An 18,467-nucleotide genomic window follows, 5' to 3' on the forward strand; every position below is an offset into this window, starting at 1 on the left:
TTAAATTCTCTCCAGTTTTGTACAAATAATTTACGAAAGCTTCATTACTATCATTGCATAGTAATTTTAAACAATGATGAATACTACGGCTAACTCGCCTAATTCTTTGAATAGTGTATCAAAGCTCTGTTTGATGCACTATGCATCAATCATGCCTTATGTGACACTCTTTCAATTCTACTGCGCTCCTTATCGAAAAGTTCTCACGCTTTAGCGTTAGATTCGGATTGTAAGCTGGATCATTTGCTATGAAGTCGCTCCACGTTGTTTGAAGGTAAGCTAATTCGCGATTAAAACGGGCTGCTTTTTCAGGTGAAATATCTAAGCCTCGACTAACCGATTCATGATGGAAAAGCTCTGCTTCTGCACAGTAAACATTATTAACGCCTAAGCCCTTAACCTTTAAACAAAAATCTACATCGTTAAAGGCAACAGAAAGGTCTTTTTCATTCAAACCGTTTACGGCATTAAAATGCGCGCGTTTAACTAATAAGCACGCTGCGGTTACCGCACTGTAGTTGTTTGTAGCAACAATCCTTTTTAAGTAACCACTATGAAAGCGCGGAAAGTTTTTGTGAGCATGCCCAGCACCACCGCCGTAGCCTAAAACAACACCAGCGTGCTGGATACGCGTATCGGAATAAAGCAACTTTGCACCAACACAGCCAACGCTTTCCCGCTCAACGTGACCAACCATATATGTTAGCCAATCAGGCGATATAACCTCAATATCATTATTTACTAAACCAAGAATGGAACCTTTTGCATGCTCAACACCGAAGTTATTAATTGCAGAGTAATTAAATGGCGCCGGGTATTGAAGAACCCTTACTTTTTCCAATGTGTCTAAATAACTAAAATACTCAATACTTTCCTTTTCATCAGAGCCGTTATCAATCAGCAATATTTCGTAATTTAGGTAGGCTGTTTTCTCCAGGATTGACTCGATGCATGCTTTAACCAAGGCTTTCCCGTTTTTTGTAGGAATGATCAAGCTTACCAAGGGATTACTATTAGGCCAGCATACCCGGTTTACGCTAAATTGCTCGTTTGCTTCGACTTTCGCTTTTGCGTACTGTTCTATTACTTTTTTTACGTGCTCTAGCGTATTTGATTCATCTTTTTTAGCTGTTGATTCGTGCACCAAGGGCAGCGGCAAATGATTAACAGCCAAACTTTTTATAGTGAGGGAAAGCTCTGCAACTATCTCTGCAATTGTTGTTTGATTAGTAATGTGTAGCGACTTTAGCAACGCAGTTTTAATCATTACCCCAGTATTGATATAAGCGGTAGAGAATTGAAGCTCAGGGTTCCAATCGGGTAAGAATCTTGGTGATGATTTAGCCCCATTAATATCAAGTTCATCCGTGTCACAATATACTAAGTCGCTTTCTTGCAAAGCATCACATAGGTGGCCAATAGCAACTTCCTGTAATGAATCACCACCGTTAAGTAATAACGTAGGAACTTGGTCATCCAGTCTAGCAATATTCTCTTCTAACGTGCTTTTATCTATATCGCTCGTAATAAAGCAAGTTTTAACACCAAGCGCCTTAAGCTTTTCTTTAGTTACGCCTTGGCCATCGGTGCCAAATACTATAGCTTGCCATCCATCGATCTTGCCTGCTGACTTTGAAAAAGCAGATTCATTTACTTCAAGCCAATAATTGTATAACGCCTGCGTTTGTTTAGGCGTTGGAGCATCGAAAAATAGCCCAGACTTTCTTACCGACCTGACATACAAGCCAGTTAAACGTTCGTTTTGTTTAAGCTTGTCTTTTAAGTTTTTAGGAATAAGTTGAAGGGCGGCACGCACTGACCGCATAACAATTTTTTTCATGTAGACTATTTAGGGCCTTAAAAATAACGAAAGCCGCTTTATTTAAAGCGGCTTTCTAGTCTAACACTTGTAGGTTTGTATGGGTATCAGCTTCCGGTACCTAAACGCTCGCCTTGGTAACTGCCGTCAAGAACCGCATTCCACCACCCTTCGTTCGCTAAATACCATTCAACGGTTTTACGAATACCGCTTTCGAAAGTTTCTTGTGGCTTCCACCCTAATTCACGCTCAATTTTGCTAGCATCGATGGCATAGCGCATATCGTGGCCTGGGCGGTCTTGTACGTAGGTAATTTGATCAGCGTATTTGCTATCTTTTGGCTTAACTTCGTCCAGAATTGAGCAAATAGTTTGCACCACTTCAATATTCTGCTTTTCGTTGTGGCCACCAATGTTATAGGTTTCACCAATTTCACCGTTTAGTGCAACCACAACTAATGCTCGTGCATGGTCTTCAACATACAACCAATCGCGAATTTGATTACCTTTACCATATACAGGTAGCGGCTTTCCAGCTAGGGCATTTAGAATAACCAACGGAATAAGCTTTTCCGGGAAGTGGTACGGGCCATAATTGTTAGAGCAGTTAGTTACAAGGGTTGGTAGCTTGTATGTGCGAAGCCACGAACGCACTAGCTGATCTGAACTTGCTTTACTTGCTGAGTATGGTGAGCTTGGCGCATACGGGGTTGTTTCCGTAAAGAGCGGAAGCTCCGTTCCCGGCTCAACTTCATCTGGGTGAGGAAGGTCGCCGTATACTTCATCGGTTGAAATATGATGGAACTTAAACCCTGCTTTTTTATCGCCCTCGAGTGCTGACCAATATGCTCTTGCTTGTTCAAGCAACGTGTATGTGCCCACAACGTTAGTTTGAATAAACTCACCTGGACCATCAATAGAGCGGTCTACATGAGATTCTGCCGCTAAGTGCATAATAATATCTGGCTGGTGCGTATTGAAAACACGCTTTACTTCTTCAGCATCACAAATATCAACTTGTTCAAAGCTATAGCGGTCGCTGTCTGAAACGGGTGTTAATGACTCTAAGTTACCCGCGTAGGTCAGCTTATCTAAATTAACCACAGTGTGGTCTGTGTCGTTTATAAGATGGCGAACTACTGCTGAGCCAATGAAGCCCGCGCCACCTGTTACTAAAATTGTTTTACTCATTTTCTTTTTACCAAAAGTATAACCTTGTTCTTGTCGCTTACGCTTTCAATTCGTCTAGCATGCTGGCTAATTGCTTACGCCAGTGGGTAGGCTTATACGACGCAAACGCTTCGCGTGCGGTTTGTTTGTCTAATACACTGTAATGCGGGCGCTTAGCAGGCGTAGGGTATTGGCTTGACGGGATAGGTAATACTGGAATCGATTTATCTAGCAAACCTTTCTCAACACCTAGCTCTTGAATAGCCAGCGCAAAATCGTACCAACTGGCTACGCCTTCATCAGTCCAGTGATACACGCCACTGGTTTTATTAAAAGCGGCAGAAACACAAGCTTCAGCCAAACCTTTAGCCCATGTAGGCGTGCCAATTTGGTCGTCTATTACGCCCAACTGAGGTTTATCTGCCATCAAACGTAGCATGGTGTTCACAAAGTTATTACCATGCGAAGAGTAAACCCAAGCAGTACGAATTAGGCAACTTGCATCAGGTAGTATTTCAAGCAGCGCTTTTTCGCCTTCTGCTTTCGATTTGCCGTAAGCGCCTTGCGGCTCGATAGGGTCATCCGTGAGATAAGGCGAACCTTTGTGGCCGTTAAATACATAGTCGGTAGACACATGAACCATAAAAGCGCCGTTTGCTTTACAGAATTTTGCTAGATTCTCGACAGCAAGTACATTGATGGCATTACACGCTTCTATATCTTCTTCTGCCTTATCAACAGCTGTATAGGCGGATGCGTTTATTAAAACATCAACCGATAAAGGCGATAGTGTTTCTTCAACATTAGAGGCGATCGTAATATCTATATCATTGCGCCCTAAAAACGTAACTTGGTGCTCGCTACTTTCTAGTTCACGAGAAAGCTCAAAAGCTAATTGCCCAGACTTACCTATAATTACAATATTCATTAATCGCTAGTACTCTATAAAAAGTCCGTAAAAAACCGATAACAATTAAAACGTAGGTGCGTCTACAAATGCCAGGCCTACCTCATCTTTACCTGATAGAGAAGGCTTCTCACCATTTACTAATGGCCAGTCAATATTTAAGGTAGGGTCGTCGTACTTAACTGATATTTCAGATTCTGGGTGGTAATAGTCTGTGCACTTATACACAAACTCGGCAGATTCGCTGGTTACGTAAAAGCCATGAGCAAAGCCGGCAGGTACCCATAACTGGCGCTTGTTCTCAGCTGATAACGTCACCCCGACCCACTTACCATATGTAGGTGAGTCTTTGCGCATATCTACGGCTACATCGTACACTTCACCGCTGACTACGCGCACTAATTTTCCTTGGGTTTGCTCCATTTGATAATGAAGGCCGCGAAGGATACCTTGACTAGACTTGGAATGGTTGTCCTGAACAAAATCTACATCCGCGCACTCTTTCTTAAACCAGTCGGTGCGAAAGGTTTCTAGGAAGAAGCCGCGCTCATCGCCAAATACTTTAGACTCGATTATCTTTACGTCTGGTATTTCTGTACTAACAGCTTGCATATAAATATTATATCCGTTCTGTAACCTACTTTACGCGGTCATTAATTACTTTAAGCAGGTAATCACCATACCCACTTTTTCTAAGCGGCTCTGCTAGCTTTTCTAGCTGTTCAGCATTTATGTAGCCCATTCTAAAGGCAACTTCTTCTGGACAACATACCTTTAGGCCCTGCCGTTTCTCAATAGCGGCCACGAAATTTGCCGCATCTAGCAATGAATCTAATGTTCCTGTATCTAACCATGCAGAGCCACGTCCCATCAGTTCAACTTTAAGGGAACCGTCTTGCAGATAGAGATTGTTTAAATCTGTAATTTCTAACTCGCCACGAGGCGAAGGCTTAACTTCCTTGGCTAAGTCAACGACACGGTTGTCATAGTAATATAAACCTGTAACAGCGTAATTAGATTTAGGTTTCAAAGGTTTTTCTTCGATTGAGAGTGCATTCCACTCATCATCAAAGTCCACAACGCCGTAACGTTCAGGGTCATTAACATGATAACCAAAAACAGTTGCGCCGTACTCTTGCTTATAAGCACTTTGCAAAGATAATTTCAAGTCATGACCATAGTAGATATTATCACCTAAAACTAAAGAGCAGCTATCGTTGCCAATGAAGTTTTCACCGATTAAAAATGCTTGAGCTAAGCCATCGGGTGATGGCTGTACCGCATACTGAATGTTCATTCCTAACGCGGAGCCATCGCCTATAAGGTCAATAAAGCGCTGCTGTTCTTCAGGAGTAGTAATAATAAGAACATCACGAATACCCGACATCATCAAAGTCGTTAGCGGATAAAAAATCATTGGTTTATCATAAACAGGCATCAACTGTTTACTAACCACTTTCGTTAGCGGGTGCAATCTAGTGCCGGAGCCACCAGCCAAAATAATTCCTTTTCTCAAAATAATACCTTAAGTCTATTCAAATTAAATTTTTGTAGATATTTAAATACTGGGAAGCCATATTGTGAGAGGTCAAAGTCAAACCTTCTCCATTTTGCCATTTCAAGACATTAAATACTTTATCTTCCCACTCTATACTAAATGAAGTATCAGATAATTTACTGGCTAGTTCAATTGGCTTGTTGCTCCGTAATATCCACCCGAAATTTCCGCTTCGTACTCTTTCTTCAATAGCACCCATTCCAAACGTAAATAAAGGAACGCCGCATGAAAGTAATTCTGTTACTGTATGACACCAAGTTTCTGGCCAAATAGAGAAAACACCACCGAAAGAAGGTTCGATATTAGCAATAATATCTTTCAACTGATCACGTTCGTATTCTCCATGAAGAATCAGCTTTGAAGAAAGCCGCACTTCATTAGATACTTTTCCGACAATATGAATCTCTAATATATCTGAGGCTACCTCTGCGAGTTCATTTATAAATGCCAACCCCTTGGCAACATTTATATTTCCGGGGCACACTAGCCTAAACTTTTTATTTTTCTCTGGGTATTTCGCTAGTTGACTAAACTCAATAAAGTCTCGCCCATGCGGAATAACGTGAAAAGTATCAGGAGAAATCATCGGATATACATTAGAAAGTACTTCTTTTGTCGACTCGCTTGTAGTAACGAAGCTTGAGATATAGCATAAATACTTTCTAAATCTACGTTGCCATGTATACACTTCGAAATCATTCAAGTTAGAAAGCTGCTTTGCTGGCCATAATTCAGGAACACATTGATTGCTTGTTTTACTGCACACACCGCCACAATACTGCTTGTCACCATCTAAAAGCTTTACCGTAGGGCACACCGTATAAAAGTCATGAAAGCTGAAAACAATAGGTGTTCCATAGTTACGTGAATATTCAATAAGACCGAAGCTATGCCAACCAATATGGCGAATGTGCAGCAAACTAATATTTAACACCCCAATCCAATTTGATACCACAACGTCGTACTCTGCGCTTACATGAGTAGAAGGGTGGATCTTTTCATGTAACTCATGTAGTTGGATCAACTTTAAGTTGTTCTCTTCGAGCACAAACAATTTCACAGTTTTAGAGTTAGAGACGAGCAAGTAACATTCATACTTCTCTGATACCTGTTTCATTAAATCCAAATTCGTTTGGGGAGTCCCTCCAGTTTCTGTCGAAATAACGTAGAGTATTTTAGGCAATGGCTGAGACGTTGTTGCATTTACTTGAATAACGGAGTCTAAATATGATGTGAAAGATTTATATGCATTAGCATTAAAGGTTCGATCTAGCAACTCACTATACTCAGGATGAAGTGAATCTACTTTTGCTCTCCCTGTGGAAATTAACTTAGCCTTTTGTTCTTTGAAGCTCGCATTTTGTTTGTGGTAGACAAAGCTTCTGGCTGCAAACGTGTTTTTCCACCCTTTCTTAACCGCTCTCATACAGAAGTCATTTTCTTCACCATACCCCTTTGGAAACGAATGACTGTCGAAAACACCTATATCATCTATAAGTTCACCTTTAATATACATACAGAACCCATGCCCCGTAGGTAAAGGTGGGCTAACCAAAGGTGCATTCTCTCGTAAAACATCGGCGACAACGTTAATTTCGCTCAAAGATGGGGGTGAAGAAAATGTATGTACACTAAAAGGGCCTGCTGCATTGGATACCGCCGTAACTGTCCCAACCTCGTCGCTACTCTTCGCTACAAGTTTTAATTCCTTAAGCCACCAACGACTCACAATAGTATCAGAGTTTAATATAAGAATATCGCTATCAGGACGAAGGTTACGTGCGTAGTTGATACCTTTATTAATTGTTCCACTGAAGCCGAGGTTTTGAGTATTTTCTAAAAAAATGAATTTATCACTTTCGTATTCACTTGCCAGTCTTTCAAACCCTGCTTCAGAGCTTGCGTCATTTATAACGAAAACACTAGTGTTCGGTGTTTCAGCTAGCAAAATGGATTCTAAGCACTTTCTTGTTTCTAAAAATGCATTGTAAACTGGAACAATTATTGAAACATGCACATTAAGGTATCGCTCGTTAATTGCTCGTACAACGTCAACTTTCGGATATTGAAGTTGTTCATATATCGAAAAATGGGAAAAGTCGTTTAGTGTCACATTACGGTATGAGGATGGGAAAGAACCAAGATTATCTCTCAAAAACCGGGCTAGTTTGGGACTAGAATTTTCTATTTGCTCGGCGACATTTTTTGCATCAAAATATCGATTAGGAAGCCTTCCTTCAAGAATTCCGAAACGTATAAAATGCAAATCTGCCGATACCTTGGACGCTGCTACATCTGGATTTTCTTGAAGATACCAGTCTCTTTCTAACAACTTTTCTCGCTCAAGCGCACTTAAAAGTTGTGGTTCGATGATCGACCTTCTGTATATGCCTGCAAGTTTTCGTTTGAACGCTTTTAGTACCATCTTTTACCCTAACTCCATTATTTTCCTATGATGCCATAAAAGAACTAACTTTTCAGTAATCATCATTTGCTTCTAACATAGATTGCCAATCGAAGAAGATAATTTAGGCTATGAAGTGGATAATTGATTAACCAACAGCAAAATTTAATGTCCAGGCCAGGCGTCCACTAGAAAAAACTCCGCAAATGGCTCGCACGATGCGGAGAAACATCGCTCAACTTAGTCAGCTCGTTAATATAAATCACGATTAGATAGTAACGGTAAAAAGATAGAAAATATCTCGCGCAATTGAAGATAACAATACAACGTTCTAGATTAAATTTAATGGTCCTGTTGAGAGATTTACCGTTGCACAAGAATGACTTTATAAGCACTGAACATGCTTTTAAACGACATATAGCTCTTCTAAATGATATGATTAATAGCGTTCTGGCTACTGTAAATGAATACAGGCCAGCAAAATAAAATTCTATTTTCTCTGAGATCTTTTGAGCAATTCTTAGAACCGAAATATGAATTAGTAACAACTACTTTAAAGAAAACACTGTATGTCACAATATTCCTTATCTGTTGAGCCACTGTCAAACGAGCTATCCGATCGTTTCCAGTGGTGCCTTGATCGTCCCAGCAATGATTTAAGGTTTGACTATAAAAACTTAAATAACCGTTGTTTAGAGTTTAGCGGCTGGTTAGTTAATCATAAAAGTATAAATGGCGAACTAGTAATCTTGCACGGTGACCAAGTAGATAACTTAACAAGAAATGAGTGTAGGCCTGATGTAGAGAAAAAAATAGTCCAAAAGAATGATAAGCTGGAGAAGCGGCAACATTATGGTTTTAAGCATGCTATAGAGCTTAAATCAAATACATTTACAATAGCACTAGTTTCAGAAAGTACTTTTACGCCTCTTTATAAAGGCCATATCAAGGGCTCTTTTGAAGTAATTAAAGGCGAGGATAACTGGCTTTTCCTAGATAATGATACAAATAAAAGTGTCGATCAATTTCGAGGGAAGGTGAAGCTTTCAAAACACACAAAGAAAGCTTGGATTGAGTATATGAAAAGCTTCCAGTCTATTTCGCAAACCCAAAACCTATTGTCAGTTTTTCTGGTAGCGCCTTCAAAAGAGTATGTACTGCGGGATAAGTACCCAATTAAAACGCTCAAAAATACTCCGCTACAGCAAATTGAAAAAATATCCCCCCCTGAATTTAATTTATTATCCCTTACAGACACGCTAAAACGCTCACCGAAAAATACATTTAGAGTTTGCGATACTCATTGGAACTCCCACGGAGCAATGCTTGCGAGCATCGAGCTTTGTGTAAGTTTAGGTATTAGCCGGAAATCCTTACTAGAGCTGTTTTCAAAAGACTCATATAAGGAAAAAGAGGTTGGAGGTGATTTAGGAAATAAGCTGTTTCCACCACAGACGTATTTAGAAGAGATTCTAACAAATTTCAACTATAGAAATAATCTTGTTTATGATAATGGCCTACCAAATTTTGGTCGGACGATGTTCATGTACAATAACGACGCATTGGTATATGAGACTCTGTTACTCTTCGGCTCTTCTTCATCTTATTCGATGTTTAATTATCTTAGTCGAGTCTTTTACAAAGTAGTATTTTTTCATACAGCCGGAAGTATAGACCTACAAGTTTTAGCCAAACTTGCTCCCAAATATTTGGTAGCTCAATCCAACGCCAGATTTCTGGTTAAAGCCCCATCAACTTCAGTGTCTATTAAAGATATAATTGCTGATAAGCTTGCGAATGGCGTACTCCCTAGCACTACGAATAACTCTTTTAACACGGGTAGTATTGAAGATATCATGCAAATTATTAGGAAAATTGCGGATTATTGAATTTAGGTGCACACTCGCCATCTATAAAGAGAAAACCAATAATATTGAGCTAGGATATATCCTGTCAGGTAAGCCACAAAAAATGGCATTATTGAGCGCTTTAACGGTTCATTCCACAGAGCGTTCGTGTCCGTCCGGTAATCCCCACATTTAATTCATGAGTTAGCTACGGCATGGTGTTCTCTTTGTTAAGGGGAGTGACCATGCAGCAACATCAACGAAGAGAAGTGCAAGACTGGCTCAATCTATTTGAGCAACAAAAACAGAGCGGACTCACTGCGGTAGAGTTTTGTCGTCAGCAGCAGATTAACGTTCAAACTTACTATACCCGACGTCGCGATATTCGGCTTCAACGAACAAGTAGCAAGTTTGTTCAGGTGAAGCGTGAAGTCACGAAAGTTGAATCCTACACCGAAGCAACGGGTGGCGACCTCCTCCTGAAATTGGGAAACGCTCAACTTAGCGTGCCAACCAATATCTGCCCTCACTGGGTTGCCGCTGTGATGAAGGCATTAAACGAATGAAGATGTTCGTTGAGCCTGCTGACATTTACCTGTACATGGATATCGTCGACTTCCGCAAATCGATTAATGGCTTAATTGTCGTGGTTGAGCAGGACATGAACCTGAATCCGTTTCGCGATGCGCTGTTTGTCTTCTGCAACAAAAAGCGCGATAAGGTCAAAATACTCTATTGGGATAAAACGGGCTTCGCACTCTGGTATAAACGCCTCGAGAAGCATCGCTTTAAATGGCCTGTCGATGCGAACTTAAAACAGATGCATATGAGTGAACAACAGCTACAATGGCTGTTATCGGGCTACGATGTCATAGGGCATCAGCCGTTGCACTACAACGCATCCGGCTTATAACCTGTGATCATAAGTAGCGATTAACGATCACGAAATAGTCTTAATAATGTAAGGTAATCAGCAGCTTAATACGGGATAATAGCGGTATGAATGAGAAAGAATACCAATCCCGCATCGCTGAACTTGAAGCGCTTCTTGAAGAGAAGAGCGCGCGGATTGCCTATTTAGAAGAACAGTTCCGTGTTGCCCAGCACAAGCAGTTCGGAAAAAGCACCGAAGGCCACCCTGGACAAGGTGAGTTGTTTAATGAAGCGGAAGAGTTGGTTGTTGAGGCTGAAGCTGAAACGGCTGAAGAAGCGATTAGCTACACTCGTAAAAAGCCCACACGTAAACCGCTACCGAAAGACCTGCCTCGCGAAGTTATTGTTCACGATATCAGCGATGAAGATAAAGTCTGTGACTGTTGTGCCAGTGAGTTACATCGCATAGGTGAAGATAAGTCAGAGAAGCTTCAGTTTATCCCTGCTCAGGTAAAAGTGATTGAGCATGTCCGCCCTAAATATGCGTGCCGTACTTGTGAGAAAGACGGTATCAGCAATAAGGTGAAACAAGCGCCTGTGCCTCACAGCGTGATTCCAAAAGGCTACGCAACTCCAAGCTTATTAGCGCAAATCATTACCAGTAAATACCAATATGGTTTACCGCTTTATCGCCAAGAATCTATGTTCAAACAACATGGTATCGAATTAAGCCGTAAGACGATGGCGGACTGGATAATCCGCTGCGCTGAGCCGTTTAAACCGCTTTATGGGCAGCTTCATCAACATCTGTTAAAGCAGCCTGTTATCGCAGCGGATGAAACCATGCTGAAAGTCGTTGAATCTGAAAAAGCGAACAGCTACATGTGGCTGTATGCCAGTGGCGCTGACTCGCCTGCTGGGAATGTACCTGGCACAAAGACACCTAATATCGTGCTGTACGATTATCACAATAGTCGGGCTGGGCAATGCGCAGTAGACTTCCTGCAAGGCTATAACGGCTACCTGCAAGTAGACGGCTATCAAGGCTATGAGCAAACGCAAGCGACCCTTATCGGTTGCTGGGCCCATGCACGTCGTAAGTTTATGGAAGCCAAAAAAGGTGCGGGTAAGAAAGGCAGTGGCAAAGCAGATTGGGCACTCAATCATATCCAAAAGCTCTACCGCATCGAAACTCAGTTAAAAGATAAAACGGTAGAGGTGCGCTACCTTACCAGACAAGAAAAGAGCCTGCCGTTACTCAATCAGCTTCACGCATGGCTAATGAAATCAGCTCAACAAGTGCTACCGAAAACCAAATTAGGTGAGGCGATACAATACTGCTTGAACCAATGGGAAAAGCTTGTACGTTATATACTCGACGGCCAACTAAAGATTGATAATAATCGCGCTGAGCGCGCGATTAAACCGTTCGTGATAGGCAGAAAAAACTGGTTGTTTAGCCAAACCGCCACAGGTGCGAACGCCAGTGCGGTGCTCTACAGCATCATCGAAACAGCAAAGGCCAACGACCTCAATGTGTTCGAGTATGTAATGTCTTGCCTTGATGTGCTTAGTCAACCCGACGTCGAAATCGAGCAACTGCTACCATGGCAGTTTGCTAAGCGCTAGGTGGAATTGCCGGACGCTTACGAGCGTTCTAAGATGTCTTCTTAATTCGAAATCTTAGCCTGGTGAAGACATAGCTCGGCGCTGGCGTCTGGACCAAAACGAAGAAAGAACATTTGAAAATCTCGGTAACCGGCCAACTGCCACTTACCGAGAAAAACTAGAAACTTTGATTCAGCACTGTCTCACTGAAGGGGAAGTGGACAATTGCAGATACGATTGACTCGTTTACAGAAAAATTATTCCTGCTTAGAGAACCGTGATGTTATTTAAAGTCATTAATTATCGAAATGACGCGATTAACAGACTCATCGTCCAGCACTGGGCTGATAGGTAAACTTAATACTTCATCGTGAATGGCTTCAGTAATCGGATAGCTTTGAGGCTGCCAATTTTTGTAGGCTTTTTGATGATGTGGTGCAATGGGGTAGTGAATTAGGGTTTGGACGCTCCGTTCAGTCAAATAGGCCTGCAACTTTTCACGTACTTTAGTTCGTATCACGAACAAATGCCACACACAATCGTGCCGTGAAAGAGGTGTCATATTTGGCTGCAAAGGTAAAACGATCGCATCGTTTTTAATCCCATTAATATACATAGTTGCGATTTCTTGACGCCGTCTTGTTTCATAGTCCAAGTTTTTGAGTTTAACTCTTAACAATGCGGCTTGCATTTCATCTAATCGACTGTTTACGCCTTGATATAAATTTTCATATTTTTTGTGGCTTCCATAGTTTCCTAACGCACGAATCGCTTGCGCCAAATCGTCGTCATTTGTGGTTACCGCGCCCGCATCGCCTAATGCTCCTAAGTTTTTACCAGGGTAAAAACTGAAACCAGAGGCGTCCCCCCAGTTACCAGCTCTTCGACCATCTACTTGAGCGCCGTGGGATTGTGCAGAATCTTCAATCACTAACAAATTATGCTTTTGAGATATAGCGTTAATTGTTGGCATATCTGCAAGCTGACCATATAAATGAACGGCCAAGACCGCTTTTGTTTTTGGTGTAATAGAGCGTTCTATCAAGTTTGAGTCTAAATTGTAGGTAGACTCATGTGGTTCAACCAAAATGGGCTTTAAACGGTTTTCTGTAATGGCGAGAATGCTAGCGATATAAGTATTCGCTGGCACAATTATTTCGTCACCTTCTTTGAGCTTACCTAGTTCTTTATAAGCTCTTAATATAAGAATTAGTGCATCCAAGCCATTTGCAACCCCAATAGCGTGCTTGGTACCACAGTAGTTTGCAAACTCTTCTTCAAAAGCACTGACTTGTTGCCCTTGAACATACCAGCCGGAATCAATAACATCAGTCGCAGCTTTGATAAGATCGTCTCTGTACTGGCTATTAATGGCTTTTAAATCTAAAAATGGAATCATATATCTTTCTTAATAAATTTATTGTTAACAATCTCGAAATCAAGGTGACACGAAGCGCAACTAAAGTCTTCTAGCTTAGATCCACACTCGCACACCCAGCCATGTTGCTTGGCAGGGTTACCGTAGACCAAAGCATGTGGTGGAATATCTCTAGTGACCACACTGCCTGCCCCGATAAGTGCATACTCGCCAATCGAAATACCTCCCAGAATCGTAGCGTTTGCACCAATAGAAGCATGATTCTTAATAGTAGTTCTCAGAAATTCTGGCGGCCGATGCTTCGACCGGGGGGTAAAGTCATTGGTAAAAGTCACATTCGGTCCGATGAAAACATTGTCCTCAATTCTCAAGCCATCCCATATTTGGACACCAGATTTGACCGTTACATTATCTCCAATGACCACATCGTTTTCGATAAGCGTCAGCGCATTAATATTGCAGTTTGCTCCAATTTTCGCTTGCTTTAATATTACACTAAATTGCCAGATGGTTGTACCATCACCGATTAAATCTGTTTGCACATCGGCTAGTGAATGGATCTTAATGTTGCTCACGTGCTTCCTTTACAAATTTATGATAGTCGCGAATGTAATCATCTTCGTCATAATAGTCGCTCGCTAAAACCATTAATACGCAGTCTGGCGTAAAATCGTGCATTTCTCGCCAAATTAGTCCTTCAATTAGCAGCCCTTTGGTTGAACTATCAAGAACTACTTCTTGCCGTTCAAACCCATCATCTAAAATAAAGCGGCAACTTCCTGTCACGCAAACTGCTACCTGTTTTAAATTTCTATGCGCATGGTAGCCTCGGGAAACGCCATCTTTCGTACCGAAAATATAATAAACACGTTCGATCTTGAATGGAATAGACCTTTCACTCTCTAAAGCTACTAGAGATCCTCTATCATCACCTAACGGTTTAAAATCAATAAACTTCACATCCCCTCCATTTCTTTTATTGAAGTGTTTAAGTCTTCCAAATTTAAAAAGTACTTCTGTTTATGAATGTTCTCATCACACTTACTCAAGGACTCGCTGTAAATTCTCTTATGATTTACATTAAGGCAACTCATGAAAGAGCTCCAAAACTCGTTCATATTACTACCATCAAATTTGATACTATCTGGGCAAATCTCTATGACTTTAACTTTATCTGGACTTTTGTTGAATATCATATTAGTAAGCGCAGCGCCACTTGGTGCAATAACAAAGTCAACGTCAGAAAACATTGATATCTGTTCTTCAATGGAAAAGGTTTCAGGGCTTATAATGTCAAAACCTTTACTTCTCAAAAAATCTATAACATCTTTCTCATTCTCTAATGACCTATTTGGGTTTCCAAGTCTACTTAGATAAATTTTTTTAAGGTTAAAGCTATGGTCAAACCTAAATGAGCGCGCTTTGGATAAAAATAAATCCATAAAATATTTATTATAGACAAACATATTTCTTATAGGTTTTATATAATATAACTTTTTATAATAACGCAGAACACCAGCATTCAAGCATTCGCCACCCTCTACATTAAAAACCTTTAAGATTTTGCTTTGAAAATCGGACTGTAAATTTGTATGAAGAAATTTACCAGTAAACTCAAACTCTTTATATGCAATATAACGGAATAAAAAATCGAATATAAAGTGATAGTAGTTATGAACACCAAAAGAAGCTATGGATGTTGCATAATCATAATTGGAAATCTCAGAATAAACACTGGCTACTTTTTGTTCACTACGTCTTGATGTATTATCCCTTGAGTGAAAAAGCGAAAGCGTTTCTCTTACAACCATACCGTTTACATAAATTATTCCCTCATGGTTTATGTATGCGTTTTCAATTTCATAAATGTGAAAGGGTATTGTTCCTTTTGAGCGTTCGTTAATAGTATCAATTTTTTCATTCTTGATTAGACGACAACCTTCATATAGTTTTTCTATTTGAGAAATACCAAACTCATTGCCTTCTACAATTTCAGTCAGTACTTTTCTTGGCGAACGTGTCAACTCGGTATTACCTTTTGAAGTTACGCAGCTTACTACGTCCCCTTTTTTTAAATTAACGTCTACATAAAAAGCATTAAATACATTATCAACGTTAGTTGCCTTTATGACGTCTAGCCGTCTTATATGGCAAGAAACTTTCCTAAAGAATTCGCCGTTAACTAAAATAACGACTTCAGGTATACTAACTCCCTCTTCAACACACCAACCCTTAATACACAAGTTATTCACTAACTCTAGATTGCCTCTCATAAGTCACCTCACCAACCCAAAGTAAACAGATTTATATTTATCTGCCATTTTTTTGTTATTAGACTTTTGAATTTCCCTTTGAAAACTATACACATTGGTGGCCTTTTCAACTATCTGGGTGGCGTTGATAAAATCCAAACAATTAGAATCATTGTTTTCTAAGACCCACCCTCCATCGCATTCTGTGACACGCTGAGATAGAGTTCGATAATCGGTAACGACTACAGGTAACCCAACAGACCACAATTCGGTTAGTGTATGGCACCATGTCTCATTCCATATCGATAAAACTGCACCAATATGTGGGTTAATTTCTTTGACACGCTTTGCAAAATCTTCTCTTTTATATTCGCCATGGATGATTAAGCGTGGGTGCTTAAACTGATTTAAAGAAGCGCTCACTCGGCCGAGAATGTGAAACTCTAATAGCCCTTTTTTATCTTGAGTTAGAATGTTTGCAATAATCTCACTACCTTTTGCTTCATTTATATTTCCCGGGACAAGAATTCTCAAAACATCACCATCTTTAAATGGCGCAGATAGTTGATAGAAATTTTCAAAATCTCGACCATGAGGTATCACATGGAACTTTTCCGCCTCAATATCTAACTGCTCTAGGATAATATTTTTAGCACTTTGGTGTGTGGTTATGTATGCATCACAATGCTTTACGGCTTCTGTGAACATCCGGCGCCAAGTATGTACCCAATTATCTTTAAGATAAGGGAATGAATCTTTTTCCCATAATTCAGGTGGGCACTCACCACACGTTAAAGTGCATTGACCACCACAAAATTTACGATCGTTATCTAAAAGTTTGACAGTTGGGCAGACTGCGTAGTAATCATGAAAAGACTTTATGACTCTTGCACCTGCTTTCTTTGCCAACTTGGGGAGATTTAATGAATGCCATGCAAGGTGCCTTATGTGCACTAACTCAAAATCAAAATTTATCAACCAACTTGAAACTACCTGGTCATATTCGGCAGATACGTGAGTTAATGGATCTATCTGTTCGTTTAGGAAGCACTGTTCAATTAACTCATCATCTCTATCAGTGTGAATTTTATAAAGTGATATAACCCTACTATCACAGTGCAATAACCAAGGCTCTATTTCGTAACTCACCGCTAACATCAAATCTCTATTCGTTTGAGGTGTTCCGCCTGTAAGTGTCGAAATTACAAACAGGCCTCTTGGAAGGACTTTTGCTTCTACGTCATTTAACGCCATTCTAGCCCTAAATCTTGCTAAATTGATTTGAACACTTTTCGTGAATATGGAAGTTGACTTTTTATAGTCTGGAAATCTTTTATCGACAATTTTACGTCCAGCCGCCATCAGGTCAGTTTTGGCCTCGCCAAAACTTTTATTTCTATCATGAAAAATATAAGTACGGTCATCAATCACATTTCTCCATCCAGCTGCGCGTGCGCGCATACAGAAATCATTCTCCTCACCATAACCACGCGGAAAAGCTTCTGCGTCCAATGGGCCTATATCATCTATACACTTTCTTCTTACGTATAAACAAAACCCATTCCCAGTAGGAACTGTTGGATAAAAGCCAAAGGAACGGCGACGAAAAGCAATCGCATAGTCTTCTTCTCTTACCCCTTCTGGTAAATCATTTTCGTTACCTATGTTGGGTGCTGAGAATGCTCCCGCCCTATCTGACATAGGTGTGACAGTTGCAATTTTGGCATCCGTTGATAGAGCCGCTTTTAACCCCTCTAACCATCTGGGGGTAACACGTGCATCAGAGTTCAGGAACACAACATCATTTGTGCCTGCTAACTCAATCCCTTTGTTAACAGTCCTAGTAAAACCTAAGTTTGACTCATTTCTGAAGGTTCTAACATTCTCATATTTTTCTGCGCTCCCCAGAATATTTTTAATTTTAGAGTCTGTGCTCGCATCATCGATTAAAATAATATCCACTTCTTTACTTGTATAGTCCAAAAGCCTTTTTATGCAAACTTCTAGATCATCTGGAGCATTGTAAATAGGTACAATCACAGACACTTTTTCATCAACTGGCACTCTTACATTAGAATGCAAATTGATTTTATTGCATTTTTTAGGGATAAAAACTTCTGCGAGAATACTTTTATCCGGGAGAACTAGCTCGATTTTATTTTCATCCTCAGAAAATATTTCTTTGGGTAAAAGTATTGAAAAACCACCACGCCCATCAGATTTATTGTGCCGCTTTAGATCGCCCCGACTCTGATCGTTTTTTAACTTAGAAAAAAATTTTCCATTAACATAAATATCTAATTCAATTATTAGTGCTGGGTGACCTTTTTTAACAGCCCAACCTTTCAAAACGCCTTCGTTGAATAATTCACATTTTCCTTCAAATTGAGAAGTTGCGAGTTTTAGATTCACAATCTTCTCTAAATTAACCTTTTGCACAGTATTTTCTTTTCTTAAATTCAAATTATTAGAAGACATACCATTATAAGTGGCACCTTTATCTAAGGCTTCAATTGACTTCTTAATATTAAATTCAATTACACTCAAAAGTTGGGGATATTTTTCTTGTGCCAATCGATAGTAATCAATAGCTTTTTTGTAATTAGCTTTTCTAAAAGCCTCATTGGCCTTTTTTAAGTAACTCATAATATA

Annotated in this window: 15 protein-coding genes; 4 read left to right on the forward strand and 11 right to left on the reverse strand. The window is 40.2% G+C overall.

Annotated elements, in window-relative coordinates:
- Nucleotides 1–145: 145 nt before the first annotated feature.
- The 6 genes from MHN02_RS10865 to MHN02_RS10890 all read right to left on the reverse strand — a co-directional run bounded on the left by MHN02_RS10865 (nt 146) and on the right by MHN02_RS10890 (nt 7,878).
- Nucleotides 146–1,840: a glycosyltransferase gene (locus MHN02_RS10865; RefSeq protein ID WP_239246040.1), complete on the reverse strand. Its 1,695-nt coding sequence runs from the start codon at nt 1,838–1,840 to the stop codon at nt 146–148.
- A gap of 86 nt (nt 1,841–1,926) precedes the next feature.
- Entirely contained in the window at nt 1,927–3,009 is a 1,083-nt protein-coding gene (gene rfbB / locus MHN02_RS10870) for a dTDP-glucose 4,6-dehydratase (protein ID WP_239246042.1), read from the reverse strand.
- A 37-nt stretch (nt 3,010–3,046) separates the two neighbouring features.
- Nucleotides 3,047–3,916, reverse strand: a complete 870-nt coding sequence (gene rfbD, locus MHN02_RS10875; RefSeq protein WP_239246044.1) for a dTDP-4-dehydrorhamnose reductase — start codon at nt 3,914–3,916, stop codon at nt 3,047–3,049.
- 45 nt (nt 3,917–3,961) lie between these two features.
- Nucleotides 3,962–4,507: a dTDP-4-dehydrorhamnose 3,5-epimerase gene (gene rfbC, locus MHN02_RS10880; RefSeq protein WP_239246046.1), complete on the reverse strand. Its 546-nt coding sequence runs from the start codon at nt 4,505–4,507 to the stop codon at nt 3,962–3,964.
- A 25-nt stretch (nt 4,508–4,532) separates the two neighbouring features.
- Nucleotides 4,533–5,411, reverse strand: a complete 879-nt coding sequence (gene rfbA / locus MHN02_RS10885; RefSeq protein ID WP_239246048.1) for a glucose-1-phosphate thymidylyltransferase RfbA — start codon at nt 5,409–5,411, stop codon at nt 4,533–4,535.
- A gap of 19 nt (nt 5,412–5,430) precedes the next feature.
- Nucleotides 5,431–7,878 carry a glycosyltransferase gene (locus tag MHN02_RS10890; protein ID WP_239246050.1) on the reverse strand — a complete coding sequence of 816 codons (2,448 nt, stop codon included), beginning with the start codon at nt 7,876–7,878 and terminating at the stop codon, nt 5,431–5,433.
- Between the two features lie 548 nt (nt 7,879–8,426).
- Between MHN02_RS10890 and MHN02_RS10895 the strand changes: the two genes are divergently transcribed.
- The 4 genes from MHN02_RS10895 (at nt 8,427) to MHN02_RS10910 (ending at nt 12,206) form a co-directional block, all read left to right on the forward strand.
- The gene (locus tag MHN02_RS10895; protein ID WP_239246052.1) at nt 8,427–9,746 is read left to right on the forward strand and encodes a hypothetical protein; all 1,320 of its coding nucleotides are present in this window, start codon (nt 8,427–8,429) and stop codon (nt 9,744–9,746) included.
- A 203-nt stretch (nt 9,747–9,949) separates the two neighbouring features.
- Nucleotides 9,950–10,270, forward strand: a complete 321-nt coding sequence (locus MHN02_RS10900; RefSeq protein WP_239246055.1) for an IS66 family insertion sequence element accessory protein TnpB — start codon at nt 9,950–9,952, stop codon at nt 10,268–10,270.
- Complete coding sequence (gene tnpB / locus MHN02_RS10905; protein ID WP_100971818.1) at nt 10,267–10,617, forward strand: IS66 family insertion sequence element accessory protein TnpB; 351 nt, start codon at nt 10,267–10,269, stop codon at nt 10,615–10,617. Before MHN02_RS10900 ends, tnpB begins: the two co-directional genes overlap by 4 nt.
- 86 nt (nt 10,618–10,703) lie before the next feature.
- Nucleotides 10,704–12,206 carry an IS66 family transposase gene (locus MHN02_RS10910; RefSeq protein ID WP_239246057.1) on the forward strand — a complete coding sequence of 501 codons (1,503 nt, stop codon included), beginning with the start codon at nt 10,704–10,706 and terminating at the stop codon, nt 12,204–12,206.
- A gap of 262 nt (nt 12,207–12,468) precedes the next feature.
- Here the strand turns inward: MHN02_RS10910 and MHN02_RS10915 are convergent, their stop codons facing one another.
- Genes MHN02_RS10915 through MHN02_RS10935 form a run of 5 tightly spaced genes read right to left on the reverse strand, consistent with a single transcriptional unit; the run spans nt 12,469 to nt 18,461 of the window.
- Nucleotides 12,469–13,584, reverse strand: a complete 1,116-nt coding sequence (locus tag MHN02_RS10915; protein ID WP_239246059.1) for a DegT/DnrJ/EryC1/StrS family aminotransferase — start codon at nt 13,582–13,584, stop codon at nt 12,469–12,471.
- A complete protein-coding gene (locus MHN02_RS21810; RefSeq protein ID WP_239246061.1) occupies nt 13,581–14,138 on the reverse strand; it encodes an acyltransferase in 558 nt (185 codons plus the stop codon). Before MHN02_RS21810 ends, MHN02_RS10915 begins: the two co-directional genes overlap by 4 nt.
- The gene (locus MHN02_RS10925) at nt 14,125–14,523 is read right to left on the reverse strand and encodes an FdtA/QdtA family cupin domain-containing protein (protein WP_239246063.1); all 399 of its coding nucleotides are present in this window, start codon (nt 14,521–14,523) and stop codon (nt 14,125–14,127) included. The genes MHN02_RS21810 and MHN02_RS10925 overlap by 14 nt, the downstream gene beginning before the upstream one ends.
- Nucleotides 14,520–15,836 (reverse strand): glycosyltransferase family 61 protein, encoded by a 1,317-nt coding sequence (locus MHN02_RS21815; RefSeq protein WP_239246065.1) that lies wholly within the window; start codon nt 15,834–15,836, stop codon nt 14,520–14,522. The genes MHN02_RS10925 and MHN02_RS21815 overlap by 4 nt, the downstream gene beginning before the upstream one ends.
- Before the next feature lie 3 nt (nt 15,837–15,839).
- On the reverse strand, nt 15,840–18,461 hold the full coding sequence (locus tag MHN02_RS10935) for a glycosyltransferase (protein ID WP_239246067.1): 2,622 nt from the start codon (nt 18,459–18,461) through the stop codon (nt 15,840–15,842).
- Between the last annotated feature and the right edge of the window lie 6 nt (nt 18,462–18,467).

The sequence above is a fragment of the Alteromonas sp. CNT1-28 genome (assembly GCF_022348345.1).
GTDB classification, from domain to species: Bacteria; Pseudomonadota; Gammaproteobacteria; order Enterobacterales; family Alteromonadaceae; genus Alteromonas; species Alteromonas macleodii.